The 26,236-nt window shown below is 63.6% G+C and carries 18 protein-coding genes; 10 read left to right on the top strand and 8 right to left on the bottom strand.

Annotation, left to right across the window (positions count from 1 at the left end; translation table 11 throughout):
• Positions 1-68: 68 nt before the first annotated feature.
• From ABIA45_RS38880 to ABIA45_RS38870, 3 genes are all read left to right on the top strand, one after another.
• Entirely contained in the window at positions 69-410 is a 342-nt protein-coding gene (locus tag ABIA45_RS38880) for an H-NS family nucleoid-associated regulatory protein (protein WP_074448231.1), read from the top strand.
• A 105-nt stretch (positions 411-515) separates the two neighbouring features.
• A complete protein-coding gene (locus ABIA45_RS38875; protein ID WP_271543904.1) occupies positions 516-647 on the top strand; it encodes a hypothetical protein in 132 nt (43 codons plus the stop codon).
• A gap of 741 nt (positions 648-1,388) precedes the next feature.
• Positions 1,389-1,625, top strand: coding sequence for a hypothetical protein (locus ABIA45_RS38870; protein ID WP_157284130.1), 237 nt, complete (start codon positions 1,389-1,391; stop codon positions 1,623-1,625).
• A 773-nt stretch (positions 1,626-2,398) separates the two neighbouring features.
• Here the strand turns inward: ABIA45_RS38870 and ABIA45_RS38865 are convergent.
• A complete protein-coding gene (locus tag ABIA45_RS38865; protein ID WP_404655573.1) occupies positions 2,399-10,222 on the bottom strand; it encodes an ExeM/NucH family extracellular endonuclease in 7,824 nt (2,607 codons plus the stop codon).
• Positions 10,223-10,721: 499 nt separating this feature from the next.
• Between ABIA45_RS38865 and ABIA45_RS38860 the strand changes: the two genes are divergently transcribed.
• From ABIA45_RS38860 to ABIA45_RS38850, 3 genes are all read left to right on the top strand, one after another.
• Positions 10,722-12,497, top strand: a complete 1,776-nt coding sequence (locus ABIA45_RS38860; RefSeq protein ID WP_404655572.1) for a type I secretion system permease/ATPase — start codon at positions 10,722-10,724, stop codon at positions 12,495-12,497.
• 10 nt (positions 12,498-12,507) lie between these two features.
• On the top strand, positions 12,508-13,830 hold the full coding sequence (locus ABIA45_RS38855; RefSeq protein ID WP_157284139.1) for an HlyD family type I secretion periplasmic adaptor subunit: 1,323 nt from the start codon (positions 12,508-12,510) through the stop codon (positions 13,828-13,830).
• Positions 13,831-14,454: 624 nt separating this feature from the next.
• Positions 14,455-15,459 (top strand): M23 family metallopeptidase, encoded by a 1,005-nt coding sequence (locus ABIA45_RS38850; protein WP_404655570.1) that lies wholly within the window; start codon positions 14,455-14,457, stop codon positions 15,457-15,459.
• 30 nt (positions 15,460-15,489) lie between these two features.
• On the opposite strand, the gene ABIA45_RS38845 is transcribed toward ABIA45_RS38850, so the two are convergent.
• From ABIA45_RS38845 to nagA, 3 genes are all read right to left on the bottom strand, one after another.
• Positions 15,490-15,621: a hypothetical protein gene (locus tag ABIA45_RS38845; RefSeq protein WP_275511582.1), complete on the bottom strand. Its 132-nt coding sequence runs from the start codon at positions 15,619-15,621 to the stop codon at positions 15,490-15,492.
• A gap of 112 nt (positions 15,622-15,733) precedes the next feature.
• On the bottom strand, positions 15,734-16,966 hold the full coding sequence (locus ABIA45_RS38840) for an aspartate kinase (RefSeq protein ID WP_404655568.1): 1,233 nt from the start codon (positions 16,964-16,966) through the stop codon (positions 15,734-15,736).
• A complete protein-coding gene (gene nagA, locus ABIA45_RS38835) occupies positions 16,967-18,145 on the bottom strand; it encodes an N-acetylglucosamine-6-phosphate deacetylase (protein ID WP_404655567.1) in 1,179 nt (392 codons plus the stop codon). It abuts the gene before it with no gap.
• Positions 18,146-18,262: 117 nt separating this feature from the next.
• Between nagA and ABIA45_RS38830 the strand changes: the two genes are divergently transcribed.
• From ABIA45_RS38830 to ABIA45_RS38815, 4 genes are all read left to right on the top strand, one after another.
• Positions 18,263-19,201, top strand: coding sequence for a BadF/BadG/BcrA/BcrD ATPase family protein (locus ABIA45_RS38830; protein ID WP_404655565.1), 939 nt, complete (start codon positions 18,263-18,265; stop codon positions 19,199-19,201).
• 19 nt (positions 19,202-19,220) lie between these two features.
• Entirely contained in the window at positions 19,221-20,177 is a 957-nt protein-coding gene (locus tag ABIA45_RS38825) for an N-acetylmuramic acid 6-phosphate etherase (protein ID WP_157284148.1), read from the top strand.
• An 11-nt stretch (positions 20,178-20,188) separates the two neighbouring features.
• Entirely contained in the window at positions 20,189-21,187 is a 999-nt protein-coding gene (locus ABIA45_RS38820) for an SIS domain-containing protein (protein ID WP_157284150.1), read from the top strand.
• Between the two features lie 80 nt (positions 21,188-21,267).
• Positions 21,268-22,368: a nucleotidyl transferase AbiEii/AbiGii toxin family protein gene (locus ABIA45_RS38815; RefSeq protein ID WP_404655562.1), complete on the top strand. Its 1,101-nt coding sequence runs from the start codon at positions 21,268-21,270 to the stop codon at positions 22,366-22,368.
• A 418-nt stretch (positions 22,369-22,786) separates the two neighbouring features.
• Here the strand turns inward: ABIA45_RS38815 and ABIA45_RS38810 are convergent, their stop codons facing one another.
• The 4 genes from ABIA45_RS38810 to ABIA45_RS38795 are packed head-to-tail and all read right to left on the bottom strand — an operon-like array spanning position 22,787 to position 26,184.
• Positions 22,787-23,899: a branched-chain amino acid ABC transporter permease gene (locus ABIA45_RS38810; protein WP_404655560.1), complete on the bottom strand. Its 1,113-nt coding sequence runs from the start codon at positions 23,897-23,899 to the stop codon at positions 22,787-22,789.
• A complete protein-coding gene (locus ABIA45_RS38805; protein ID WP_404655558.1) occupies positions 23,896-24,762 on the bottom strand; it encodes a branched-chain amino acid ABC transporter permease in 867 nt (288 codons plus the stop codon). Before ABIA45_RS38805 ends, ABIA45_RS38810 begins: the two co-directional genes overlap by 4 nt.
• Before the next feature lie 7 nt (positions 24,763-24,769).
• Positions 24,770-25,474: an ABC transporter ATP-binding protein gene (locus ABIA45_RS38800; protein ID WP_135162188.1), complete on the bottom strand. Its 705-nt coding sequence runs from the start codon at positions 25,472-25,474 to the stop codon at positions 24,770-24,772.
• Positions 25,471-26,184 (bottom strand): ABC transporter ATP-binding protein, encoded by a 714-nt coding sequence (locus ABIA45_RS38795; RefSeq protein WP_404655555.1) that lies wholly within the window; start codon positions 26,182-26,184, stop codon positions 25,471-25,473. The genes ABIA45_RS38800 and ABIA45_RS38795 overlap by 4 nt, the downstream gene beginning before the upstream one ends.
• Positions 26,185-26,236 lie beyond the last annotated feature (52 nt).

Below are 26,236 nucleotides of genomic sequence, written 5' to 3'. Positions count from 1 at the left end.
CGGCTTGCCTGCTCCCTGATTCCCGACTTGTGTGCCCGGGCCTTCTGCCCAAGATTCGGATTGGAGCCATGAACACCGCGCATTTTAATTCGCTCTCCGTTGACGAGCTCTGGACCCTTCACCAAGAGGTCGCCGCCAAACTCACTCAGAAAATGTTGGTGCAAAAAGCACGTTTGGAGGAAAGGCTGCGCAGCATTAGACTGGCCAGCGAGGTCACACGGCTCAATTACAAGCGCCGCCGTCCATATCCGCCCGTCCGTCCCAAATATCGCAATCCGAAGAACCCAGCGGAGACATGGTCGGGTCGTGGCAGGCAGCCGCGATGGCTGCGGCCGCAGCTTCGAAGCGGCCGAGACTTGGACGATTTCCTGATCGATCAGGCTTCAGCTCAAAAGCGGCAGACAAATTGAGCGCCGATTGCGGCATTTTGGGTTGGGAATGCTGGCGCCGGCTATTTCCCGATCTGAGATTTTCACATTATCGCTTTAACGCGGGTCATGACTATGGTTGGAGCCATGGCCATAGCGACCGCACTTGCGATCTGGCTGACGGTCTCGCTGAATCGCTCGGGGGGCCCGCGGCGCAGTGAAGACATCGACGCGAATCTCAAGCGCGCGATGGCCGCGTCTAGTCGCGATGCCTTTTGAAGTGCCGCCTAACCGCATTCCACGCCCGAAGGGCTGGAAGGACGAGGACGGCGAAAAGAACTCTGATTGGAACCGGCGTCATCCCGCGCTGCACGAGTGGTGGGTCGTGACCATCCGAGCGACCGGCCGTCGTGTTGATCGTCGCCGGCGATGGAATTGCTGCGCGCCGAGTAGATGCCGGTGTGCGCGAGGGCAGGACAGCTACAACGAACAGAACGTTCACCAGCAGCCATATTCCCACTATGAGAAGGAAACTACGCACGAGAACGACCATCGTTGATCTAATCTGCCGAGCTTATTCCTGCCTCATACCCGGCACGCAGCCGGCAACTCTGCGTTCGCGGACGGAACCGCGTCGCCGCAGCCGGCACATTTGGCATCCGCCGATGCCGTTGGGCCTGTGCGCTTCGCGAACGCCCAGGATCGCTCGCAGCCTAGTCGGGCGCAACACTCGCGTCTGTGCGCTTTCGAACATTCAGGCCCTTCAGGTATGCTAGTCTATGCATCATCGGGCGAGAGCCGGACAGAGATGGCTCATCAGCCAGGACGGCCGACCTCAGCCTGCAATCCCTGAACCGGGGCTGGGTCATGGAGCATGGCTAAATATCGCAGCACTAAGAGCGGCGAATTAGCGGTGCACATAGAACCAGTATCGAGCTTCGGCAGTTGTCTCCCGGTGGATCCGAACAAGCAAACTGATTGTTCGGGCCGAGGATATTACTAAAAGCTACGCCGACACACATGAAGGACCTCCGACGACGTTTGGAAAAGGTCCGCGCTGACGCCAGAGAATTTACGCTGATGAGTCAGCGGGCGACGGACATAGAAAAGCGCGAGCTGTTCAAGCGCTTGGCGGATGAGCTCGCCTTCGAGGCTCTCGAGCTCGAGCTGATCGTGAAGAAAAATCAGCCACCTGATCCGTGCGACAAGCACGAGGTCGTGGAGTTTACGTTACCCTCTGAGCGAAAGCGCGGCTGACGCGAAAGAGGTTAAGCCGGCTAGTTCGTGCGTGCATAACGGATCTTTGCGCATGACTCCGCCGGCGATCGCTGCGCCGCCGCATCGAACTGCGCATTGCGTTTCGCGGGCCAGATCCGGAACATTCTGCTTCTGGTTGTGGTTCTGCAGCGGTATCTTGCTGCGAGGGACAGAACACACCGTCCGTTTTGCCCGCTCCGATTTCCTATTCTACGACAAGCACGTGACCGACTTGTCTCATCGGATCTGCGCGCTGTATCGAATTGGTGAAGATATAGAAACTAGGGAAAACCGAATAGCAAACCGGCCGTGTCCACTCCAACAAAAAACGTAGCACCAGACGCGCTTTGCTCTATCGAAGAATTTAAAAAAGCCCTTGCGGGCCAATCTCTTAAAGGTGGTGGGCGCACCAGGGCTCGAACCTGGGACCCGCTGATTAAGAGTCAGCCCCGGGTCGAGAACAATCAATGACTTACTGGTCGCGCCACTCTGGCTTGTCCGGCTGAAAGTGGGCATTCGTCGCACGATCTTAGTGTTTGCATTGCCTGATAGGCTTCCCACTATCAGCGAAGGTCCGTCACTCGTCCTGGTCGGTATCGCGATCTTCGCCGCGCTCAGGTCCCCGCAGCGTCTTTCTCCTCGCCGCTCCGGCGTCACTACTTGCCCAAGCGACGGCGACCCGCCCCAGCGCCTCATCCTTGGTGACGAGGCCTTCTTGCACGAGAACCACGGAACGCTGTTGCGCTCCGTGGTTCGGTTCAGTCCGCGATGGATCAGACGAAGCGGAAGTCGTCTGTCGAGAGCGAGCCCATCTGCACATTGGTCAGCGTCACAGCATTATCGTCATCGAGCGTCACGACGACGTTCTTGCCGACCTGTGTGGTATGCGACATCACGTCGGCAAAGTCGGCGAACAGGCTGTTTGAGAATTGCAGCACATCGGCCGACGCACCGGTGGTGGCGAAGTCGGTAACGGTGTCCTTGCCCAAGCCGGCGGCGAAGATGAACACATCGGCACCCGAGCCGCCCGACAGAATGTCGTTGCCGGCACCGCCCGCGAGAATGTCGGCTCCCGAGCCACCCTTGATGATGTCGTTGCCGGCACCACCATTCAACGTGTCGTTCTCGGAGCCGCCATCGATGTTGTCGTCGCCGTCGCCGCCGGAGACGACGTCGGCACCCGAGCCGCCCTTCAGCGCGTCGTTTCCGAGGCCACCCTCGACCACGTCGTTGCCGGAGCCACCGTCGACGCCGTCGTCGCCGTCGCCGCCGCGCAGCGTATCATTGCCGGCTCCACCGGCGATGACATCGTTGCCAGCTCCGCCATCGAACATATCGGCACCGTTGCCGCCTGTGAGATGGTCCGCACCGGCGCCGAGCATGAAGCCCTCGATATTGCTGAAATGGTCGGTGCCAATGCCTGCGCCGGTCGCGGTGCCGCACGCCAGGTTGATCGTGACCGCCCCGGTGGCGTCGGACAGATCCAGCAGATCCTGACCGCTGCCGCCGTCGATGGTGTCGTCACCGGCACCGCCTCGGAGTACGTCGTCGCCGAGGCCGCCGAGCAGCACGTCGTTCCCGGCGCCGCCATCGACGATGTCGTCACCCGCTCCGCCCTTGATCACGTCGCCGCCGTCATTGCCGTACAACGTGTCGTTGTCGGCACCGCCATCGACTTGGTCATTGCCGGCGCCGGCGTAGATGTAGTCGTTGCCGGCGCCGCCGAACAACACGTCATTGCCGCCGTAAGTGTAGTCCATGGCGATGGTGTCGCTGCCATCGGCACCATCGATGACGAAGCCGCCCGCGGATGTCGAGAGCGCGACGTCGTCGCCGACGCCGAGCAGGATCGTGCCGGTCACCGTGGCGCCGACGTAGAGGTTGACCTGGTCGTTGCCGGCGCCCATGTCGATCGCCGAACCGCCCGTCGCAACGATCGACCCCGAGTTGTTCAGGGTGTCGCGGCTGCCGCCCATCGAGATGCCACCGACGATCCGCCCGGTGCTGTTGTTGCCGACGAAGTCCTCGTAGTCGCCGACGAGGTTGATCGCCTCGTTGCCGCGGAGGTCGAACCGGGCAGCGTCCTCCGGCGAAACCCCTTCCGGTCCGCGGCCATCGCCCTGGATCAGACCGTCATTGACGATGGTGGTCGCCCCCAGCGCGTTGCTGTTGCTGGAGTTGTCGACCTGGATCCCCCGGCCATAACCGTAGATCTCGCCGGTGGCGCTGTTGACGATCTCGCCGCCGCCGATCGCGATCGCTTCGGACACGTTCGGTTCGCCGTCATGATAGCCTTCGGCACCGAGGCCGGCAATTCGGCCATAGTTCAGCACCTGCACCAAGCCGTCGACGTCGATGGCGTCGCCATCGGAGTCGGCCAGTTCGGCGGACCGGCCTTCCATCACTCCATGGTTGGTGATGAACGCCTTCTGCGCGAGCGACCCGTCGGTGTCCAAGTTCACGGCGGACCCGTTGCGGCCGATCATCGTGCCGCGATTCATGACGGTGACAGCGTTGTCACCGGTGACGGCATGCCGCGAAGCTTCCATCCAGCCGCCGGCATAGTTGTTGACCTTGCCGCCGGTGTCGCTCTGGAAGTCGATCAGATCGCCTCCGCCCACGAACGTCGGATCCGTCGTGATCGTCCCCCAGTTGTTGACGACGCCGTCAGTGCCGGGGCGGATCACGTCCGTATCGGCGTTGTGCTGGCGGATGATGCCCCCGGCAAGGTTGTTGATCACCGCCGACGCGCCGTTGTTGTCGAAGGTACGGAAATCGAGGACGCGGCCGTTCGCTTCGATCACGCCGGCGTTGTTGACGGTGATGGTCGCATCGGCATGACCGGCCCGTTCCGGGGTCAGCGCGCCGCGGACGACTCCGCCCGCCTGGTTGTTGAGGGTCAACGAGCCCGTCGCCCCCGCCGTGGTGGTGAGCGCACGGGTCGACCCTGCGATCTCGCCGGCATTGTCGATGACCGCGTCGCCACCGCCCTGCCAGACGATCGCGTTGCCGGACACCGCGAGCGCACCGCCGGCCTCGATGACGACGTGGTCGTTGTTGTCGACAATGAGGCTCGAAGCCAGCTTGGCGCCGTCCTGGATCGTCACGTTGTCGTACGACGCCGATCCGGCGGCCGACCAAGTGCCTGCTGCGACCAGCAGGTTTTCGACATCGAGCGTGGCGATCAGCTCCGCCGTGCCGCCACCGATCAGCTTGACCGTGTCATTGCCGTCGCCGCCGTCGATCGAACTCGGCGCGGCGTCCTCGGTGGAGACGATGATGAGATCGTCGCCGTCACCGGCTTCAGCAGTGTCGCCGGCGCCGGCCGCCAGCTCGTCGTTGCCTGCGCCACCTTGCAGGGTGTCATAGCCTTCGCCGCCGACCAGGACGTCGTCGCCCTCGCCACCGGTCAGGGTGTCGTCACCCTCGCCGCCCGCGAGCCGGTCGTCTCCAGCCTCACCGTCGAACGTATCGTCGCCTGCACCGCCAAGCAGCGCGTCGTCGCCCTCGCCGCCGGACAGGGTATCATCGCCTTCGCCGCCGTCGAGCTGGTCGTCGCCTGCGAGCCCGGCGAGGACGTCGTCGCCACCGAGGCCGGTGAGAACGTCGTCACCGATCGCGCCGGTGAGTTCGTTGTCACCCTCGTCGCCGACCAGCACCAGCGGTTCGGTTTCGAGCACCGTGTCTTGACGATAGTCGAGGTTCTGAATGCGCTCGTCGTGCGCCCGGTCGGTGTCGGCGACGTCGTAGGGCGTGTCGGAGTAGTTCGCCGCCATGTATTCGGCCAAAGCATCCTGCTCGGTGCCTTCGGCGGCGAAGTTCGCCACTTGCCCGGCATCCGGGACCAGGTCTGGCGAGAGGTTGACGACGTTGGCAAACGTGGGATTGGCCGCGATGAAGCTCGCGAACGGATAGCCGTCGCCGCCGGTGAGCAGGAAGCTCAAGGTCACGACCCGGATCGCCATCTCCGGTTCGACTGCCAGTTCTCCATTGGCGACCAGCGTCAGCACCGCGTTGCCGTTGTCATCGAGCAGCGCTGCCGACTGCACGCGGTTGCCGGCCGGCAAGTCCTTGTCGAACGAGAACGCGATGCCGCCGACCTGGGCGAACTGGCCGGGCGTCGCGGTCACCGTGGTCGCCGCCACGGCATGCTCGAGCACCTTGAGCAGCTGATCCGCGGTCACCGTGACCATCGACAGCGCGTTGTTGAAGCGCAGCGAGTTGGCGATATCGAGCTGCGACACCTCGCCCGCTTCCTTGCCGACGCTGGTGTTCGCCAGCGGCGGGCTCTCCACCGCTTCGCCGCCGACCGCATAGACGTAGCCGATCGAGTCGCGGATGCCGCCGCCGTTCTTGATCGAAACCAGCACGGTCGGGTCGACCTTCTGGGCGTACCACAGGTTTGCATCGGCGGTGAGGTCGCCGAGGTTGGTCTCCTCGGTGCGCGCCTCGCTGCGACGGCCCTCAAGATAGACGTCCGTCTTGCCGAAAGTGTTGCCGTCCTGCGCGTCGATGACGCCGCCCACCGCCTGGGCGATGTCGTTGACCAGATCGCCGCGGCCGCCGTCGGCAAACGCATCGGCATCGTCGGCATCTACGTCGCCGTCATCGTCGACGTCGACGGTGGTGTTGCCGTCGTACAGCGAGGCGACCACCTCTTCCGTGCTGGCGTAAGCACCGTTGACCGCCGTGTTGGCGGTGTAGATCACGTTGCCTTCAGCATCGAAATCGACCACCAGTCGTCCGACATAGGAGTACTCGCCGGAGGTGTTGACGATCAGCGTGGTATTGCCGTCGGCGTTTGCGGTGACGATCGGATAGGTGTCGGCAGCGGTGTCGCCGGCATGGAGCACGTCGGTCTCGTCCGCCAGCAGCGTGTGCGAGCCGCCGGCGACGATGACGTCGACGCCGTGCAGCAGGGGCGCAAGCGCCTTTTCGAGCGCGAGCTGCTGCAGATGGCTGACCAGGACGATCTTGTTGATGCCCTGAGCCAGCAGGCCGTCGATAGTCGGCTGCAGGATTGCTGCCAGCGTCGCCATGTCATCGACATTGTCGCCGATCACTTCGACGCCGCCGGTCGAGGAGATGCTCTGTACGATCTGGGTGGTCGCGCCGATCACGCCGATCTTTTCGCCGTTCTCCTCGATGACCGTGGCCGGCGCGATCTTCTTGCCGATACCCGCCGCCGGCGGGAAGCCGGTGTAAGCGTCAGCATCCTGGATCGTGCCGGTGTAGAGCGACGCGAGATTGGTATCGCCTGAGAAGTCCAGATTGGCCGAGAGATAGGGGAACTGCGCGCCCGGATAACCGGCGGTCTGCCTGATGATGTCGGCGAATGCCCTGGTGCCAGCGTCGAATTCGTGATTGCCGATCGCGGAGGCCTGCACGCCGATGATGTTCAGCATCGCCATGTCGGCGGTACCGAAGCCGGGCGAGATATTCAGCGTCCCGGCGGCGAGGCCGTAATAGGTCTCAAGTGCCGTTTCATATGCCTCCTTCAGCGAGCTGTCGCTGCCGGCGCTGAAGAACGGGCTGGGAATGAAATTGTCGCCCGACGACAGCGTGATCGAGTTCTCGTAGGTATCCTCGAGATAGTCGACAATCGCCGCGAAGTTGCCGGCGCGATCGACCGCGTTCAGGCCCGCCTCGAAGTCCGAGGCATGCAGAATCTGCAGCGTGTAAGCCGGGGTCGGCTCCTGCTCCCCGAGGTTGAGGCCTACGATCACCGGATCGTGGTCGGACACCCGGACCGGGGCGTCGCCGTCGAAGATCGATGTGTCGCGGTCGTAGTCGGTGTTGTAGTCGAGCGCATCGGCCTCGTCGGCGTTGATGTGCCAGGTGGTCACACCGGACACCTGTTCGCCGAGGCTGGCGTTGGCGAAGGCGTAGTCGAGCGTGCCGGTCTGGCCGTCGAACACATAGGAATATGCGTCGTCCTCACGGGCCTGCAAATCCTCATAGCCCGCGCTCCCGATGAGCGCGGTCGACTGCTCCTTGGCGTAGCCGTTGAAATCGCCGAGCAGCATGACGTCGGGATCGCCCGAGCCGGTCGGATCGGTGGCTGCCCACGCGGTCAGCGCGGTGGCGGCCAATTCCCGTTGGTTCTGCCAGTTGCCCTGGCCGTCGCCCTGATCGGAATCGGCGCCGGAGCCGGTACCGCTCTTGGACTTGAGATGGTTGGCGATCGCCGTGAAGGTTTCGCCGGTCGCAAGCTCCTCGAAGGTCACCGCGAGCGCATTGCGGCTGGTGTTCTCGCCGTCGAACACGGCGCCGACCGTGCTCTGCTCCAGCAGGCCGCCGAGGCCGAGGCCGGGCAGATCGGCGTCGTTAAGGATCTCGATAGTCGTGCCGTCGGCGATCTTCACCGCGGTGGTGTCGTAGATGAAGCCGACCGCGATGGCGTCGCCGCCGACGAACTGCTGGCCGGGATCGACCCAGGCATAGGTACCGGCCCCAGCCACGGCATTGAGCTGCTCGACCAGATACTTGATTGCGTTGCCGGACGATGCGGCGGAGAAGTCGTTCTCCAGTTCGGTCAGCGCCAGCACGTCGACGTCCATGTCGAGGATGGTCGCGACCAGCTTCTCGGTCTGACGTGCGAACTCCGCGCCGTTGTCGGCGCCGCGCGGCGCTTGGCCGATCGCGGTGGTGCCGCCATTGTCCAGCGTGGTGAAGTAGTTCAGCACGTTGAAGCTCGCCACCTTCAGACGGCCGCCGACGTCTTCCGGCGCATCGGTGCGCGGATTGTCGCCGGCTCCGAAGGTGTTGGCGCCGTCCTCGACCGAACGGATCCGCCAAGTCGCCCCCGAGGCGGAGTTGCCGGCCCATTGATAGTCGAGCACGCCGGTCAGGCCGGCGATGGTGTCACCCATCCGGACCGCGTCGGCGGTGCCGTAGTTCGGCGCGGCGGAGGGGTTGTCGTTCGGATCGAAGCCATCGAGGTTGTTGATCGCCGCATTCTGGACGTTGAGGCCATCGTCATAGGTGATGGTGCGAGCACCAAGCTCGGCCAGATACGCCTGGTAGGCGGCCGCGTCGGGCGCGTTCTCCTGCGTGAACTGTTCGGGCCGTTCGCCCGCCACAAGCTTGATCTCGTTGAAACGGTCGAGATTGAACTGCTCGGTGACGGTCAGGGTCTCCGGAATCGTGACCAGCATGCCTTCATAGGCTTCAAGATCGGGCTGGTAGTCGCCGTCCTGGCTCAGCGTCGTGCCCATCGACGGCAGGTCGATCTGCGTCGCCATCGTGTCAATGTCGGCCACCGCGCCGGCCTGAACGACCGAAATGCTGCTCGCGGTGAGCTCGGTCAGGCCGAAATATTCGCTGATCGAGCCGGTGACGCGGACCCGGTCGCCGACCTGGACGTCGGTGGCGCCGCCGTACACGAAGATCGCCTCGGAGGTCAGCACGTTGCCGTCGGAATCGGTAGTCTCCTCCTGGAGATAGAAGCCGTTGAGATTGCGGCCGGCGTCGGCATCGCCGTTCTGGAAGTCGCCAACAACGATGGCTTCGACGGTCACAATCTGACCGACCATGGCGCTGCTGGCTCCGCTGCCCTGAATCGCGCTGATCTTGGTGATGCCGATGTCGTCATTGACGATGGTGCCGGTCGCCGTCGCAGCGCTGCCGATCGTGGTGGTCACGGCCGCCGAATTGGAAACGTTCTGCAGCGTCAGCGTGAAGCTCTCGTTCGCCTCATTGTCGGTGTCGCCGGCGACGGTAACGGTCACGACCGCGGAGGTCTCTCCCGCCGCGATGCTGCCGCTGAAGCTGACCGGCTCGCCGCCGACATAGTCGGCCGCATCGGTCTGTGCCGAAGCGATCGTTCCCGAGAACGCGACATTGCCCGTGGTGCCGCCGCTGCGCTCGACGGTGAACTGAAAGACGGTCGGACCGCTGCTACCTTCGTCATGCGACACCGTAAGCGAATCCGGCGCGAATGCGACGTGCTGCATTTCGATCGCCGATTCGGACGAACTGGTGACGCGGATGTCGTCGATGCCGACCCACTCGTCATTTCCGACGGCGTTGGTGGTGAGAATGCGAACCTGGAGGTCGCTGCGGCCGTTGACGGCGTCAGGCAGCAGCAGATCGAACGGTGTCACCTGAGTCGCGGTACCGCCGGTGGTGACGTCAGCAGCGTAACCGCCGGGAACATTGGTCCACGGCCCGCTCGAACCGAGCCGGTACTGCACGTTGATCTGCTGTGCAGAGTCGTCCGTGCTGGCGTCGAGGTCGCGTGCGTTGAAGCTCAGCCGGACATCCTTGCGGTCGGTGGCGTCGAGATGGATCACGAGGCCGGGGGCATCCGCACTGTTGGAACCGTTCAGCGCCACCGTCGGGTTGGCGATCTGGAACTCGGCCACACCGCCGTTGGTGATGGCGGTGTTGGTTTGGTTGGCGACGACGTCGATATCTCCTGACGATGGTCCGGTAGCCGTACGCGCGTCCACCCCGGTGGCCGAAACGACATCGTTGCCGAGATAGCCGACGATCGATGCGACCCCCGACCAGTCATCGTTGGTCGTGACAAGGCCGGTATTGGACCAATCCTGCAGGAAATCGCCGTTCGCCAGGACATGAGGGTTCGTTGACATTATGGCCACTCCAGCGCTTGAGAGAAGACGTCGCAGATCACCGCCTCACGGCATGCGCGAGGGCGTGGTCCAGACGGCCGATGGTTAACGTATCGTTACTGAGTTGATAGAACGCAGATGACAACAGATCGGTGACTGCTTCTTAACGGGCCGGTGAAGTCGCCACCCGAAGAGCCCCCGCGAAGATCGAGAGAACCAACTACCAGCTTTGCGCGGGGAGGCGCGCTCGACCTCTCGGCCGGCGGCAGTTGCCAATGGGTCATCGCGTGACAGCTCAATCGACCCGCCGCGAGGAGCGACCACGCCAGGTTCGATTGCCGATCTGCGCGGCCGAACTTCCGAACCAAGGCGGCGTTTCGCCGCAGAGCATCGCAGCCTCGTTGGAACCGCTCGCGTTTTCGTGGGGGTCGCTTTGTCATGCGCCTGACGTTGAACCTCGCTAACGAACGCCGACCGCATCCGACGGTGGCGGTCCGACGTCGTTTCTGAATTGAGTGTCATGAGCGCAGCAACGTCCTCCGCGTCGACTCCCGCGTCCGGCGATCTCGCGTCGGCCGCGATCGCCTCCTGCAGAACGGCCTTTCTGACGGTGGGACTGTTCTCGGCGGTGCTCAATCTGCTGATGCTCACCGGCTCGATCTACATGCTGCAGGTGTACGACCGGGTCATTCCATCTCACAGCATTCCGACCTTGATCGCGCTGTCGATCGCGGTGACGGCGGCGTATGCGATGCAAGGGCTGTTCGATCTGTTGCGTCAGCGCATTCTGACCCGGATCGGATCGGCGCTGCACGCGGCGCTGTGGCAACCGGTCGTCTGCGATATCCTGCGCGGGCCGCTGCGCGGCGGCGCGAATCGCGGCCTGCAATTGTCGCACGATCTGGACTCGGTCCGGTCGTTCCTCTCCGGGCTCGGCCCGACCACCTTGTTCGACTTGCCGTGGATGCCACTGTATCTCGCCGGCTGCTTTCTCCTGCATCCTTATCTCGGCTGGACGCTGGTCGTGGGTGCGATGCTGCTGTTCGGGATCGCGCTGCTCACCGAGGTGCTGACGCGGGCGCCAACCCGGGACGCCTCGCGCGCCGGCGCAATCCGCGGCGTCCAGCTTGAAGCGGGTCGGCGCAACGCCGAAATCGTGGCCGCGCTGGGCATGGAGCAGCGGTTGATCGACCGGATGGGCGCCGCCAACGATGATCTCGTCGCCGCGCAGCAACGCAACGCGGACATCGCCGGATCGCTCGGCGCGTTATCAAAGACGCTGCGCTTCATGCTGCAATCGGCGCTGCTCGGCCTCGGCGCCTATCTGGTGATCGAGGGGCTGGCCAGCGGCGGCGTGATGATCGCCGCGTCGATCATGGGCAGCCGCGCGCTCGCGCCGGTGGAACTGGCGATCTCCATCTGGCGTCCGTTCCTCGGCGCGCGACAAGCGGGCCAACGGCTTCGCGCCGCTCTGGGCAAGGGCGACGCCTCGAACCCTGACGTCGCGCCCGAACGCGCCGTCCATCGGCTCACGGTCGAGCAGGTCACAATCGCCGCCCCCGGCGGCACCACCGCGATCGTGCACAACGCCTCGTTCGCACTCGAAGCCGGCCAGGCAGTCGGCATCATTGGCCCGTCAGCCGCCGGCAAATCGACGCTGGCACGAGCGCTGGTCGGAATCTGGCCGATCGCACGCGGCGAGATCCGCCTTGATGGCGCCACCCTCGACCAGTGGCCGGCAGAAATTCGCGGCGGCATGATCGGCTACCTGCCGCAGGACGTCGAATTGTTCGACGGAACGGTAGCGGAAAACATCGCACGTTTCGATCCTGAGATCGATGAGGCGGCGGTGATCGCCGCGGCGAAGGCCGCCGGCGCCTACGAGATGATCCTGAAGTTGCCGAAGGGGTTCGAGATGCGGATCGGCGAAGCCGGCGCCACCCTGTCGGGCGGCCAGCGGCAGCGGATCGCGTTGGCGCGCGCGCTCTACAAGGATCCGTTCATGGTGGTGCTCGACGAGCCGAACGCCAGCCTCGACGCCGAAGGCGACGCCGCGCTGACCGATGCCATCCGGCGCGTCCGGGCGCGCGGCGGCATTGCCGTCATCATTGCGCATCGGCCGGCGGCGCTCGCCGCGGTTGATCTCGTGCTGACGCTGGCGAACGGCCACGTACAGGCGTTCGGCCCAAAGGATGAAGTGCTGCGCAAATCGCTCGCCGCTCATCCGCCGCCGGGCGGCGCGGCGCTGCAGGCGGTGCCCGATGCGCGCTCGGTTCCTGCCGCCGCCGCCAGTTGAGGACCCCCATATGGCCGCACCCCGCAAGCCCGAAGCTCGCCGTAGCGATCCGTTTCGCGATATCAGGCGCGCCACTGGACTCGGAATTGGCACGCTGGCGATCGTGGTGTCCACCGCCGGCGTTTGGGCGATGACCGCACCGCTCGCCAGCGCCGTGATCGCGCCGGCGCAGGTGGTGGTCGACAGCAACGTCCGCCGGGTTCAGCACCCGACCGGCGGCGTGGTCGCCGAAATCTCCGTCAACGACGGCGATCAGGTTCAGGCCGGCGACATGCTGGTCCGACTTGACGAGACGCTGCCGCGCGCCAACCTTGCGCTGATCGAAAACCAGCTCAACCAGCTCGGGGTGCGTCGTGCCCGGCTGCAGTCCGAGCAGAACGGCCGCGACGCGGTGGTGCTGCCCGGCGAGATCGTCGCACGCCGCGCCATCGCCTCGATCGCGGAGATGATCGAGGGCGAGACCACGCTGTTCGACCGGCGGCGCGAAGCTATCAGCGGCCAGCAATCGCAGTTGCGCGAACGCAAGGCGCAGATCGCGGACGAAATCCGCGGCCTGGAGGCGCAGATCGCGTCGAAGCGTGCACAGATCCGCTGGATCGAAACCGAGCTGGAGGGCGTGCGCCAGCTGTACGACAAGCGCCTGGTGCCCTATGCGCGCCTCACCGTACTCGAGCGCGAGGCCTCCCGCCTGACCGGCGAGGAAGGCCAGCTGATCGCCGAGATCGCGCGCGCCAAGGGCCGGATCACCGAGACCGAACTGCAGATCATCCAGCTGGTTCAGGACCAGCGCCGTGAAGTCGCGACCGAACTGCGCGACGTCGAGACCAAGCTTGCCGATCTCGGCGAACGCCGCATCGCCGCGATGGACCAGCTCGATCGCGTGGTATTGCGCGCGCCGCAGGACGGTCTGATCCACCAGAAATCGGTCTTCACCGTCGGTGGCGTGATCACCGCGGGCGAACAGCTGATGCTGATCGTGCCGAAGGATTCGCTTGTGGTCGAGGCCCGGGTCGATCCGCAAATGATCGACCGGCTCAAGCTCGGGCAATCCGCCAAGCTCCGCTTCAGCGCGTTCGACGCCGCCGTGACCCCCGAGCTCGACGGCACGCTGACGCGGATCGCCGCCGATCTGACCAAAGACCCGCAGTCCGGCGCGGCTTACTACGTCGCCCGCATCAGCATTGACGCGAGCGAACTCGCCAAGCTCGACGGCAAGGCTTTGGTGCCCGGCATGCCGGTTGAAGCATTCATCCAGAACGGCGTGCGGACGGCGATCGCCTACCTGCGCAAGCCGCTGGAAGATCAGCTCGCCCGTGCACTGCGGCAGAAATAATAGAAGCCCCTGTCGCCAGCGTTGGTCGGCATGCCGCCACATTGCCGCCGGCGAGATATCCCGAATTTCGAAGTCGTTTGATCTTCGGATCCTCGCCAAGCGAGCAGGCGTGGTGTGCTGATGTTGCCCGAATCTGTCTCTGGCCTTGAGGAGATCAGGGGATCGTCCCATTCTACAGCATCGCGTACGTACCAAGGCCGCTCGTCGGCGCCTTAGTATCGATTATCATGGAATGGAAGTGCACGGGTTCTACCAGCTGAGCCAGTGGTACCCTGCTGGAATGCTGTGGGCGAATTTTCGTGCCAAAGGCGGGCCCCAGTAACTATCAGCTGATCACGTTTATCGATCAGCCATTCAACTTCGTCGGCTTGTTTGGGCTGCATCTGCTGTGCATCGTTGTAGGCTGCTTAGGATGCGTGTTCCTCGCGCGAGAGATACGGGGTTGGCTGAAACAGCACAAATTCGGCAGATAAGGAGTCGATTGTTGCGTTCGCGGACTGATCCTCATCCTTTCGGGTGGCTTCACGGTGTGGTATTCGCCAAAGTTCTTGGGACATCAGTCATGAAATTGCGCTTCCGCAGCACGCTTTGTCGCGCTCCCCTTCATCAGGACGGACAGGCCGGATGAAAACGTTTGTGTTTGCCTTCGCGCTTTGCACAGTCATGGCTTGCGCGACGGCATCCCCCAGCTCCGAACCGCAACTGTTTGCTTGGCCGGTTGCCTGCGACTTGGGAAGGACGTGCTTCATCCAGAACTACGTTGACCATGATCCCTCCGACAAGACCTTGGACTTTCGATGCGGGCGCCGAACCTATGATGGTCACGACGGCACCGACATCCGGCTGCCCGATCTGGACGTTCAGAGAACAGGCGTCGCAGTCGTTGCGGCCGCTTCAGGGCGCGTTGCTCACACCCGAGACGGCATAGATGACGTATCGGTCAAAGTCGCAGGAAAAGCCGCAGTCGCCGGCAGGGAATGTGGCAACGGCGCAGTCGTCGAACACGGAAACGGCTGGAGCACGCAATACTGCCACATGGCCAAAGGCAGTCTCAGAGTGAAGCCTGGCGACAGCGTGAGCGCCGGGCAGACACTCGGGCTGGTGGGTCTCTCCGGAAACACGGAGTTCCCGCATCTCCATTTCACGGTGAGGCAGAGCCGGGCCGTCGTAGATCCATTCGCTGAGGCAGGCGTCAAAGGCGAATGCAACGTTGGTCGTTCGCTGTGGCTGCAAACCGGGAGCGCTGCTCCCGGCTACCGGCCGACCGAGATCATCAACGCCGGTTTTGCCGATCGAGCGGTGACCATGGACGAGATCGAGGCAGGAGAAATCAAGCGATCTCTGCCTGGCCCTCACTCTGCGGCCATCGTCGCGTATGTTCGCGCTATCGGACTGCAGGCGGAGGACGAGCAAGTGATCGAGCTGAGATCGCCTCAGGGGCAAGTCATCGCGGAGTATCGCGCACCGGAGCTGCCGCGAGACCAGGCCCAATATTTCATTTCGGCTGGGCGGAAGCGGGCGGGCGCCGCCTGGCCGCCTGGCACCTACACGGCAACTTACACGCTACGTAGAAATGACATTGAAATCGAGCGTACGGTTTTTAAGGTAGCAATCGGCGAGCCACGTTGATTGACCTACTTTGCCAATCGAACGCAGGCTCTAGATCATCCCTGGTTGTCTCAGCACGCTGGCGGCAAGCTGCCAGTCCGCCGAGCCGCTATCGAGGAGGTTCGCATGCCAAGTCGTGCCTTCTCCGACGATCTCAACCGGCGTGACCGCGATTTCCTTCACCAGCTCACACCCATGATGCGCTCGGACGGCGTCACCCTCGGCGCGGCTTCTGAGGATTGCCAGAATTTGTTTACAGGACTCCCAAACGACAATTTTGCAAACGGCTCCCGCGTCAGCTCGCGTTCGTAATGCTTCTCAGATCGTAAGTTTGCTGAACAAGCGTATGCAACGCTTTGACGGCAGCCTCCCGGTTCTCCACAGAGAGAAAAAGACTGACCGAATGCGGGGACAATACGTACCTGTCAGGGACAATCCTGTGATGTTCGAGAACCTGCAACGCCCTGAACGGCAATTCCGATGAAACGCCGCCGAAGCAGGTGAGACTAACCGAGCTTGACGCCTCGCGCTGCTTGCGCAGATCCGTAGCGCCCTCCAGCGTGCGCAGCAAGGCATCCAGCCACTCCGTATCGCAAGCCACGGTCATGGTGGTTTTTCCCGCAGCGAAGTGTGATGCAAGGAGCTGCGGCCAGGACAGGCTGTTTTGCTTGAGATGCTGCGCGAGTTTCTCGAACCCGTGATTGAGATCCCTGGAATCGATTTCCACATGCTCAATGCGAGCTATCGAGTTGACGGCTAGAACTCGCCCGTTTTCCATGCCTAAAACCCCTTTCATCACTTGTGTGCTGTGCTCGACGCCATCCCACTGCTTGAGAACCAGAGGCACATCCTGACTTTGCGCCAGCTCTACGCTGCGAAAATGCAAGATCTTCGCACCCCAGAAGCACATCTCCGACAGGGATGCGAAATCTACCTGCCGGAGCGGCTTTGCGTCCTTCACGATGCGCGGATCGGCCGAACAAATGCCGTCGACCTCTTTGATGATTTCACAGCGTTCGGCCTTCAGCGCCGCGGCCATCGCGACCGCCCTGGTGTCGCTGCCGCCGCGGCCGAGTGTAGTAATTTCCCTGGTCGCGGGGTTCACGCCTTGAAATCCTGCCAGCACGACAACGCGCCCGCGGTCGAGTTCCTCACGCACGCGAATCGGCCGAACATCCAGAATGCGTGCGGCGGAATGCGAGTCGTCGGTCATCACGCCAGCCTGGCTGCCGGTGAAGCTGATCGCAGGGACGCCGAGATCGGAAAGCGCCATGCTCATCAGGGACATGCTGATGCGCTCGCCAGTCGTCAGCAGCATATCGAGTTCACGGCGGTTGGGAGCAGAGCTGACCTGATGAGCCATCTGGATCAACTGGTCGGTGGTCGTGCCCATGGCGGAGACGATCGCGACGACACGATGACCGCGGCCATGCAGGTCGGCGAGACTGCGCGCAACCGCGCGAATCTTCGCCGGTGTTTCAAGGCAGACACCGCCATATTTCTGCACGATGATCGGATGGTTGCCCATCTAACCTCGCTCGGAAGCCTTGGTTGCCTCGCCCATCGAACCGACGCCGCCGATCCATGTGTCGACGACCTCAAAGCTCGGATTGAACGCGACAAAGTCCGCGCGGTATCCGGCCGCGATCCGTCCGAGCTCGGACCCAAGGCCCAGAAATGCCGCCGGCGTCCGGGACGCCATGATGAGGGCATCGACGAGCGCGATTCCAATGAGCGTAACAGCGTTGCGGACCGCCTGGATCATGGTGAGGTGAGCGCCCGCGAGTGTGCCGTCACTGCCAGTCAGGCGATTGTCGTGCAACGTGATCTGCCTTCCTTGGAGCAGGAATTGCCGGTCGTCCGTGCCGACCAATGGCATGGCATCGCTGACCAGCATCAATCGATCGCGTCCCTTGCAGCGGAAGGCAACACGCAAAGCAGCGCGCTCAACGTGAATGCCGTCGCAGATGATTCCAGCAAACAACCGGTCTTCCTCCAGCGCGGCGCCCACCACGCCCGGCTCCCGGGCGCTCAACTGCGACATGGCGTTGAACAAATGGGTCACCCCCAAGAGACCGCGACCGACCGCCTGCCGGATTTGTTCTGCGCTGGCATCACTGTGGCCAGCTGCGACACGCAATCCAGCGCCGACCAATTCATCGATCATCGACGCAGGCACGCATTCCGGAGCCAAGGTCACAGTGGAGCGGCCGCGATCGCCGAAGCTTTTGATGGCGGCGAGGTCGCGCCGATCGGGCACGCGTATCTCGGTTTCCGGATGAATGCCCTTGCGAGACCTGTTGAGGGCCGGACCTTCCAGATGAAAGCCGAGCACGCCAGGAATATCGAGGCACGCCTGAGCTGCGACGGCCAATCGTTCGACGACCTCGGGTCGATCGGTGATGAGGGTTGGCAAACAGCCCGTAGTCCCGGCCTTGCGGTGCGCCTCGACGATGCGCCGAACGCCGGCCTCCGTCGGCTGGTCGTTGAGAAGCACGCCACCGCCTCCGTTCACCTGGATGTCGATCAATCCGGGTGCAAGGATCGCATCTCGGGGAAGGCGGATTGACGCTGGCGCGGCCTCGTCGAAGCTGATGCTTTCAATCCGTCCCTGCGAGATCCTGACCGACCCGGGCCCGCGCATGTCGGTCCCATCAAAAATGTGCTGTGCAGCAATCGTGAGAGAGGCAGAACCAGCATGGCCCATCAGTATCGATCCTGGAATGGCCGTCACGGACTCGTGAGGCGAGTCTGCCACAAGCGTTCATATGTACGCCACGGCGACCTGTGCGGACCCGAAGCGAAACCCCTGCGTTAACGTTCCATGGGAACAAAAGGTACCACGTATCTCGGCATTGATGGGGGCGGAACCCGCTGTCGCGCCCGGATCGAAAACGAAAACGGCACGGCGCTCGGAGAAGCGAGCTCGGGACCGGCCACGACACGAATTGGCATCGACAAGGCCTGGCGGTCCATCATGGAGGCCACCGAAGCGGCGGCCACACAGGCCGGACTGAGCCGCGAGGATTTCGGCCAAATGCACGCCGGAATTGGCCTTGCCGGGATTGGCCGCCGGGGGGCGAAAGCGGCGCTCAGCAAGATCGCGCATCCCTTTGCGTCCGTTGACTTCATCAGCGACGGCCTCGCGGCCTGTCTTGGCGCCCATAGCGGCGCGGACGGGGCAATCGTTGTGGCCGGCACGGGTTCGGTCGGTGTCGGCCTGGTCGACGCCCGCGAGATCCGTCTCGCCGGTTACGGGTTTCCCGTATCGGACGAAGGCAGCGGCGCCGACATCGGCCTGCAGGTCGTTCGACTGGCGCTGCGGGCTTCGGATCGCCGCCGCGAGTTGACGCCATTGCTCGCAGAGGTGCTGGGCGCATTCGATCATGATCCCTATCAGGCGGTGGCCTGGTCCGAACAAGCCAGAGCAACGGACTACGCAACATTCGCACCGATCGTGATGCGGCACGCCAATCAGGGCGATCCGGTCGGCCGTCGCATTGTCGAACGCGCGGCCGATGCCATTGGCGATCTGCTCGATCTATTCCTGGCAAGAGGAATCGATCGGCTCTCGCTGGTGGGCGGGCTGGCGGATGCCATGACGCCATGGCTGACGCCCGACCTGCGCGCCCGCCTGAAGCCTCCTGACGCGGACGCGGTAGCCGGCGCGCTACTCGTCGCGCGAGAGCGGCTGAACCTACCCACGCTGGCTTTGACCGAGAGAGAAACTGACCATGAACAGGCTCCGAAGTTCCGCGTTTGATGGCGCTTGGATCAACAGTATGGCCACCGAAGACGTCGATCCTAGATTTGCCGACCTCGATGCATGGCCGCTGGTGTCAGCGATGGAAGCGATGTGGGAGGGTCAGCTTGCGGCGGTCGCTGCGATCGGTCATGCCCTCCCCGCGATCACGGCGGCGACCGAGGCGGCCCAAGCGGCGCTGGGCGATCACGGTTGCCTTGTCTATGTCGGCGCCGGCACCTCGGGGCGCGTGGCGGTCCAGGACGGCGCCGAGCTAACGCCGACCTTCGCCTGGCCCAAAGAGCGCGTCCGCTTCATCGTCGCCGGCGGAGACAGTGCCTTCGTCAAGAGCATCGAGGGCGCGGAGGATGACATTGATGATGCGGTCACACAGATCAATGCCGCGCGGCTCACACCGCATGATGTGGTGATCGCGGTCGCCGCCAGCGGCACAACGCCATTCACGGTCGCGGCGCTGCAGCAGGCAGGCTCGTGCGGTGCAGTGACGATCGGTATCGCCAACAATCCTGGCACCGCACTGCTGGCATCGGCCAAGTTTCCGATCCTGATCGAGACCGGCCGCGAGCTGATCGCCGGCTCCACGCGGATGAAGGCGGGCACCGCGCAGAAGGTTGTGCTCAACCTGATCTCCTCGGGAATCATGCTGCGTCTTGGCCGGGTGTATCGCGGCATGATGGTGAACATGCAGCCGACCAATGCCAAGCTGAAGCGACGCGCCGAGGCCATGGTGGCGCAAATCGCCGACTGCGATCCGTCGCACGCGGCACGCTCGCTGGAGCAGGCCGAGGGAGACGTCAAGACGGCGGTCCTTCTGGCGCTGGGCGTCGGCAGGACCGAAGCGGAGACTATTCTGAAGGACGGCGACGGCAATCTCAGGCGCGTGTTTGCCGAGCTCGCCAAGGATCGGGACTCGGATCGGGACTCGCATCCCAAGGCACCGGCAGCACGCAAGCAAGGCGGAGCGGTTGAGCCGTGACGACATCCGCGATGGCGAACGAAATCGGGGAAAGCGCCGATGTTGTCGCCAACATTGTTCGTAGCCGCCCGACCACGCGCGACATCGCGCAGCGGATTGGGATTGGCTCAGCTCCCCTGTGCGTCGTGTGCGGTCGGGGAAGCTCCGGGCATGCCGGCCTTTTCCTGAGATACCTTGTCGAGACGCGGCTTCGCCTGCCCGTTTCAGCAAGCGCCCCCTCGGTGATCACGGCATTTCGCACACCTTTGATGCTGCGCGATGCGCTGTTCATCGTGATCTCGCAATCCGGGCGCAGCCCGGATCTCGTCGCAGCAACAAGGTCGGCGCGCGCTTCGGGCGCCCGCACCGTTGCCATCGTCAATACGACGTCGTCGCCGGTGGCCGACGAAGCGGAGTTCGTCGTTCCGATCGAAGCCGGCGAAGAGCACTCCGTCGCGGCGACAAAGACCGTCATCGGCTCGATGGCCGCCGGCGCTGGACTTGTTGCCGAGCTGGCGCAAGATCGTGCGCTGGGGTCAGCCCTCGACCGGCTGCCCGAGCGCCTGCACCGTGCGCTGGCGCTCGACTGGTCCGAGATTGCCGATGATCTCGTCAAGGCGTCAGCCGTGTTTGTGGCAGCTCGAGGCCTGGCCCTGGGTTCGGCGAGGGAGATTGCGCTTAAACTTTCGGAGATCCTGCGCCTGCCCTCCATCGGCTTGAGCGCCGCAGAGCTGCAGCACGGGCCACGTGCCGCGCTATCGTCGCGCACGCCCGTTGTCATGATGCGCCTCATGGATGAAACTGCGGCCACTGTGGACGCTCTTGCAGAGGAATTGCGTGAGCAAAAGGTCGCGCTGCATCTCTGCGGCGGACCGCATGGCTCGCTGCCCTGGTTGGTCCAGGATGATCCTGCCACTGATCCGATCGCCATGCTCGTTCCGGCCTATCGGATGATCGAGGAGGCGGCATGCGCCCGCGGACTTGACCCGGATCGCCCTCCTGGCCTGAGCAAGATTACCGAGACGTTTTAACAGCTGACTGATCGGTGGCTGGCGACCAAGACGACATCTCTCCGCAGAACGTTGAGCGGGATTACGTCCATGGATGGCTCTTGCGCGAGATATTCGCGCATCGTCGTCTTTCGAATCTCTTGGTCCCGAAAGGTGGCAGCGGCATACGCAAAGGATACCTTCCGGGCACGCGATATTCCAAGGACCTGGATTTCTCCTGCGAGAATGCGCTCAATGAAAACCAGCTGCATTCCGATCTGAGCGAAATCCTCGAAGCTGCTAAGGCCGGAAGCGGCGTTCAGTTCGCGATGGACCGGACACGCGTCGCCGAGAAGAACCTCAAAATCCCCGGCGTCCAGGCCCTGGAAGTGCGGATCTATTTCAAAGGCTTCTATGCGGAAGAGAGCGTAACCCTGCGTTCGCATCTGGAAATTAGCGAATTCGAAAAGCCTTACCTGCCGATCCAGACACGGCCGCTGTTACACCCGTATTCGGACCAAGCTGCGTGCACGGGCCCGATCCGCTGCCAAAAACTCGAAGAGCTTCTGGCAGCGAAACTGACCACGCTGCTTTTTCGACGCAAAGCCCAGGACCTGTTCGATCTGTTTTACTCGATCGTATTCAGCGGAGACTTTCCGGTCAGCCGCGCCGAGGTCGTGCGCACCTTCCTCAAGAAGTCCACCTACGATGCCGAAGCGCAACAAGCGCGAATGCAATTGCTTGCCGTCCCGCTTCAACTCTTCCGTGACCTGCGGGATGATCTTGTGACGCCAAAAGCCAGCCGTATCACGTTTGACATGATACAGGGGCGCTTCGGTTCTCTCATCGAAGAACTCTTCGAGTTATCGAGCCGGTGGTACCTCCCCGCATTGTCGGCGGCGGTGGTCCGGCCTTCCTTGGTGCGCGCCTTCGGCTGCGGCGGGAGCTTTATTCCCGCCGCGAGGCAAGTCATCATTGAAGCAGGGCGATCACTGACAATGATCGAAGCCGATTATCACGGCGTCCGGAGGCTGATGGAACCCTATAAGCTTGAATATAAGATCCGAAAAAAGGACAACCGCGGCTTCGAATATTTCTGGGCCTATGATTGTACCGGTGGCCGCACGAGTGGAGCTGGCATCAAAAGCTTCTTCTCCGAAGAGCTCAGAAACGTCAGTGCGACCAACCGATCATTCGTACCGCGGGATCAGGTTATGTTTTGAGGCCACGTTCCACGCGGCCCACAAGGCCTTAAAGCGTCTCGGGAGGACAAATTGCACAACAAGCCCGAGCCGCTTCTGCCGATCACATTGTCGAGAATAGACGTCCGGAAGGATCGACAGAAACACCGTTGAAAAACCGTTTTAGTCTGGCTCTCTCAAACGGTTTGTCTCGCTAAAGTCTTGATTTATATGGTGGGCGCACCAGGGCTCGAACCTGGGACCCGCTGATTAAGAGACATGCTGCTCCCATTGATTTCTCAAGAGAATTTTTCCAACTAAGCCAAAATCCGATCATTGGAGATCAATGGCTTACAGCGAAACGTCCAACTGCAAAGGCGCATGGACGCCCGAGCGCCTCCTTTCCAAAGATGGATTGGTGGCGCTTCTGAACGGACGAAGCTACTCGGCACAAGGTCGGTCACAATGGCGTTGGACTGGACTCGCTCCGGCCGAGCCAGCGTTGTGTCGGAAATAGCTGCAATTGCCAGCAGCGGGCTGCCACGCCCCACATACCCCTCGGCATGAACAGCATGATCAGGATGGCGAGCGTGCCGAGCACGACCAGATAGAGACTGCCATACTGGGCGAGATAGGTGACGAGCCCCCACAGCAGCAGCACGCCGACCACCGGGCCTTCGATGGTGCGCACCCCGCCGATCACGACGATGAAGATGACATAGGCGGTCCAGTCGGTGACGCTGAAGGCTGCATCAGGCGAAATACGCGCCTTCTGCAAATAAACCACCGCGCCGACCATGCCGGTGGCGAACGCGACGGCGATCCACAGCACGTGGCGGACCCGCGCGGTGCGGACGCCGACGCTGCGCGCCGCCGCTGCGTTGTCACGGCTTGCGGCCAGCGCAAGGCCGTGATGTGAGCGCATGAAGGCGTAGATGCCGAGCGTGACCAGCACGGCAAGCAGCAGCGCCAGCCAGTAAACCAGCACGTCACGCGCGGCCGCCGGGCGCAGGCCAAGCAGCGCCTGCACCGCCTTCAGCCCGACCATCTGCGACAGTTCGCCCGGCGAGATCGACATCCCGGTGCCGCCGCCGAGCGACTTGAACTGGGCGCAGATCAGCCGCAGCGCTTCGGCGGCGACCCAGCTGCCGATCGCGAAATATGGCCCTTCCAGCCGGAACAGCAGCGGCCCGAGCACCGCCGCGACCAGCGCCGCGAACAGTCCGGCCAGTGGGATCGCCGCAACCGGATCGAGCCCGGCCATCACGATGCCGGCAAACAGCGCATAGGCGCCGAGCCCGACAAACGCCTGCTGCCCGACCGATACCAGCCCGCCCCACCCGGCCAGCACGTTCCAGAGCTGTGCCAAGGTCAGCATGGTGAAGACGAAGATCAGATCCTGGATCAGGTTGCGCGAGGCGATCGCGGGCAGCGCGGCCAGCGCCACGATCAGCGCGATGCCGGCCACGGCCGCGACGCGCGACAGCCGTGTGCCGACCCGAACCTGCCACACCGGCGCCTCCGCCGGGCACTGCTCGCGGCTTGCCGGGATACGGATGCTTTCGACGCTCATGTCCGCCTCGCCGGGAACAGGCCGCGCGGCCGCACCATCAGCACGGCAAGGAAGGCGAGATGGCCGGCCAGGATCTGCCATTCCGGATTGATGCGCCCTCCGATCGCCTGCGCCAACCCGAGCACGATGCCACCCGCCAGCGTCCCCCACAGGCTGCCGAGCCCGCCGATGATCACCGCCTCGAATGCGTAGAGCAGCCGCGCCGGGCCGATCGACGGATCGAAGCTGGAGCGGATACCGAGCACAATAGCGGCGATCACCGACACTGCGAGCGACAGTCCGACCGCGATGGCGTAGACATTGCGCTCGTTGACGCCCATCAACTGCGCGATCGCGGGATTATCCGCAGTGGCGCGGAAGGCGCGGCCGAGCGAGGTGCGATAGAAGATGAGCTGGAGCAGCGCGACGGCGGCAACAGCCGTCACCAACGCGGTCAGCGGCGCCAGCCCGACGCTCAGGCTGGGGGCAAGCGCCACCGACGAGGATTCGAAGGCGCCTGCCTGCAGCCTGCGGCTGTCGGCGCCGTAGCCAAGCAGCAGTCCGTTCTGAATCACGATCGACAGGCCGAAGGTGACGAGCAGCGGTGGCAGGATGTCGTCGCCGAGCACCCGCTCCAGCACCAGCCGCTGCAGCACGAAGCCGAGCACGAACATCGTGATGACGACCAGCAGGGATGCGGCCGCAAGCGGCAGACCGAGCGCGGTGGTGGCGCTGAGCACCAGATAGGCGGCAAGCAGGATCAGATCGCCATGAGCCAGATTGACAAGGCGCATGATGCCGAAGATCAGCGACAGGCCGAGCGCGAACAGCGCATAGACGCCGCCGAGCAGCACGCCTTCGATGATGGTGTCGAACCCGCTCATCGCTTCCTCATGCTCCGAAATAGGCCGCGCGGATGGTGTCCTGGTCGACATCCCTTGGCCGTCCGCTCAGCGTCACCCTTCCCTCCTGCAAACAGTAGAAGCGATCCGAAGCCCGCAATGCGCGGGCGATGTCCTGCTCGACCAGCACGACGGCGGTACCGCCAGAGCGGATCTGCGGCAGCATGCGGTAGATGTCCTCCACCACGATCGGCGCGAGGCCGAGGCTGATCTCGTCGCACAGCAAGACCGACGGGTTGGACATCAGCGCGCGGCCGATCGCCACCATCTGCTGCTGCCCGCCCGACAGCGCGGTGACGGCGCCGCGCCGCCGCTCCTTCAGCACCGGGAACATGCGGTAGACCGCGGCGAGATCCCACGGCGCCCTGCGTTCGCCGCCATAAGCGCCGATCAGGAGGTTCTCCTCGACGCTGAGCGAGGGAAACAGCTGGCGCCCCTCCGGCACCAGCGCGAGGCCGAGCCGGACGATGCTGGCGGCGGACGCATCGCCGATCGCCCGTCCCTCGAGGCAGATCGCGTCGGGACGGTTCTTGACCAACCCCGCCAGCGATTTCAGCATGGTCGACTTGCCGGCGCCGTTGGCGCCGATCACTGCGACTGCCTCGCCCTCGTTCAGCTCGAAGTCGATGCCGAACAGCGCCTGGAAATCGCCGTAGAACGCATCGAGCGCCGTGACATTGAGCAGCGCGGTCATGCCGGCACGCCCATATAGATGGTCTCGACCTCGCGCGAGCGCATCACCTCGTTCGGCACGCCCTGCGCCACGACCTTACCGAAGTTCAGCACGACCAGTCGCTGCACCACGGCGAGCAGCGCGTGCACGACATGCTCGATCCAGATGATGCCGACACCTTCGGCATGGATGGTTCTGATCGTCTCGACCAGCTCGTGGCATTCGGCATCGGTGAGGCCACCCGCGATCTCGTCGAGCAACAGCGTGCGCGGCCGGGTGGCGAGCGCCCGCGCCAGTTCGAGCCGCTTGCGATCGAGCAGCGGCAGGCTGCCCGCGAGCCGATTGGCCTTGGCTTCGAGGCCGGTCAGATCGAGCATGCGGCCGCAATGCTGGATCGCATCCGCCTCCGACAGGCCGCCGCCGAACAGCGCGGCGACCGCAAGGTTCTCGAACACCGAGAGATGGTCGAACGGTTGCGGAATCTGGAACGAGCGTCCGATGCCGGCGCGACAGCGTGCCTCGGGCGAGAAACCCGTAATGTCGGCGCCATCGAGAACGATCCGGCCGGCATCGGGCCGCAGCAGCCCGGTGATCAGGTTGAACAGGGTCGATTTGCCGGCGCCGTTCGGTCCGATCACGCCCAGCGCCTCGTCCGAGGACAGCGTCAGGTCGATCGCGTCGGCAACCACGATGGCGCCGAACCGTTTCGAGATGGCGTGGAGTTCGAGCATGGTCGTCCACATCTGGTTTCGGCGGAGAGGAGATGCGCAGCAACGCCACGCA

It is taken from the genome of Bradyrhizobium sp. USDA 336 (assembly GCF_044908355.1).
Classification (GTDB): domain Bacteria; phylum Pseudomonadota; class Alphaproteobacteria; order Rhizobiales; family Xanthobacteraceae; genus Bradyrhizobium; species Bradyrhizobium yuanmingense.
Note: the sequence above shows the minus strand (reverse complement) of the source record. Positions and strands in the feature narration are given on the sequence as shown.

Excerpts from the sequence above, each read along its gene's own strand:
- ABIA45_RS38880 (WP_074448231.1), top strand. The coding sequence starts at position 69 with ATGAACACCGCGCATTTTAATTCGCTCTCCGTTGACGAGCTCTGGACC.
- ABIA45_RS38875 (WP_271543904.1), top strand. The coding sequence starts at position 516 with ATGGCCATAGCGACCGCACTTGCGATCTGGCTGACGGTCTCGCTGAAT.
- ABIA45_RS38870 (WP_157284130.1), top strand. The coding sequence starts at position 1,389 with ATGAAGGACCTCCGACGACGTTTGGAAAAGGTCCGCGCTGACGCCAGA.
- ABIA45_RS38865 (WP_404655573.1), bottom strand. The coding sequence starts at position 10,222 with ATGTCAACGAACCCTCATGTCCTGGCGAACGGCGATTTCCTGCAGGAT.
- ABIA45_RS38860 (WP_404655572.1), top strand. The coding sequence starts at position 10,722 with ATGAGCGCAGCAACGTCCTCCGCGTCGACTCCCGCGTCCGGCGATCTC.
- ABIA45_RS38855 (WP_157284139.1), top strand. The coding sequence starts at position 12,508 with ATGGCCGCACCCCGCAAGCCCGAAGCTCGCCGTAGCGATCCGTTTCGC.
- ABIA45_RS38850 (WP_404655570.1), top strand. The coding sequence starts at position 14,455 with ATGAAAACGTTTGTGTTTGCCTTCGCGCTTTGCACAGTCATGGCTTGC.
- ABIA45_RS38840 (WP_404655568.1), bottom strand. The coding sequence starts at position 16,966 with ATGGGCAACCATCCGATCATCGTGCAGAAATATGGCGGTGTCTGCCTT.
- nagA (WP_404655567.1), bottom strand. The coding sequence starts at position 18,145 with ATGGGCCATGCTGGTTCTGCCTCTCTCACGATTGCTGCACAGCACATT.
- ABIA45_RS38830 (WP_404655565.1), top strand. The coding sequence starts at position 18,263 with ATGGGAACAAAAGGTACCACGTATCTCGGCATTGATGGGGGCGGAACC.
- ABIA45_RS38825 (WP_157284148.1), top strand. The coding sequence starts at position 19,221 with ATGGCCACCGAAGACGTCGATCCTAGATTTGCCGACCTCGATGCATGG.
- ABIA45_RS38820 (WP_157284150.1), top strand. The coding sequence starts at position 20,189 with ATGGCGAACGAAATCGGGGAAAGCGCCGATGTTGTCGCCAACATTGTT.
- ABIA45_RS38810 (WP_404655560.1), bottom strand. The coding sequence starts at position 23,899 with ATGAGCGTCGAAAGCATCCGTATCCCGGCAAGCCGCGAGCAGTGCCCG.
- ABIA45_RS38805 (WP_404655558.1), bottom strand. The coding sequence starts at position 24,762 with ATGAGCGGGTTCGACACCATCATCGAAGGCGTGCTGCTCGGCGGCGTC.
- ABIA45_RS38800 (WP_135162188.1), bottom strand. The coding sequence starts at position 25,474 with ATGACCGCGCTGCTCAATGTCACGGCGCTCGATGCGTTCTACGGCGAT.
- ABIA45_RS38795 (WP_404655555.1), bottom strand. The coding sequence starts at position 26,184 with ATGCTCGAACTCCACGCCATCTCGAAACGGTTCGGCGCCATCGTGGTT.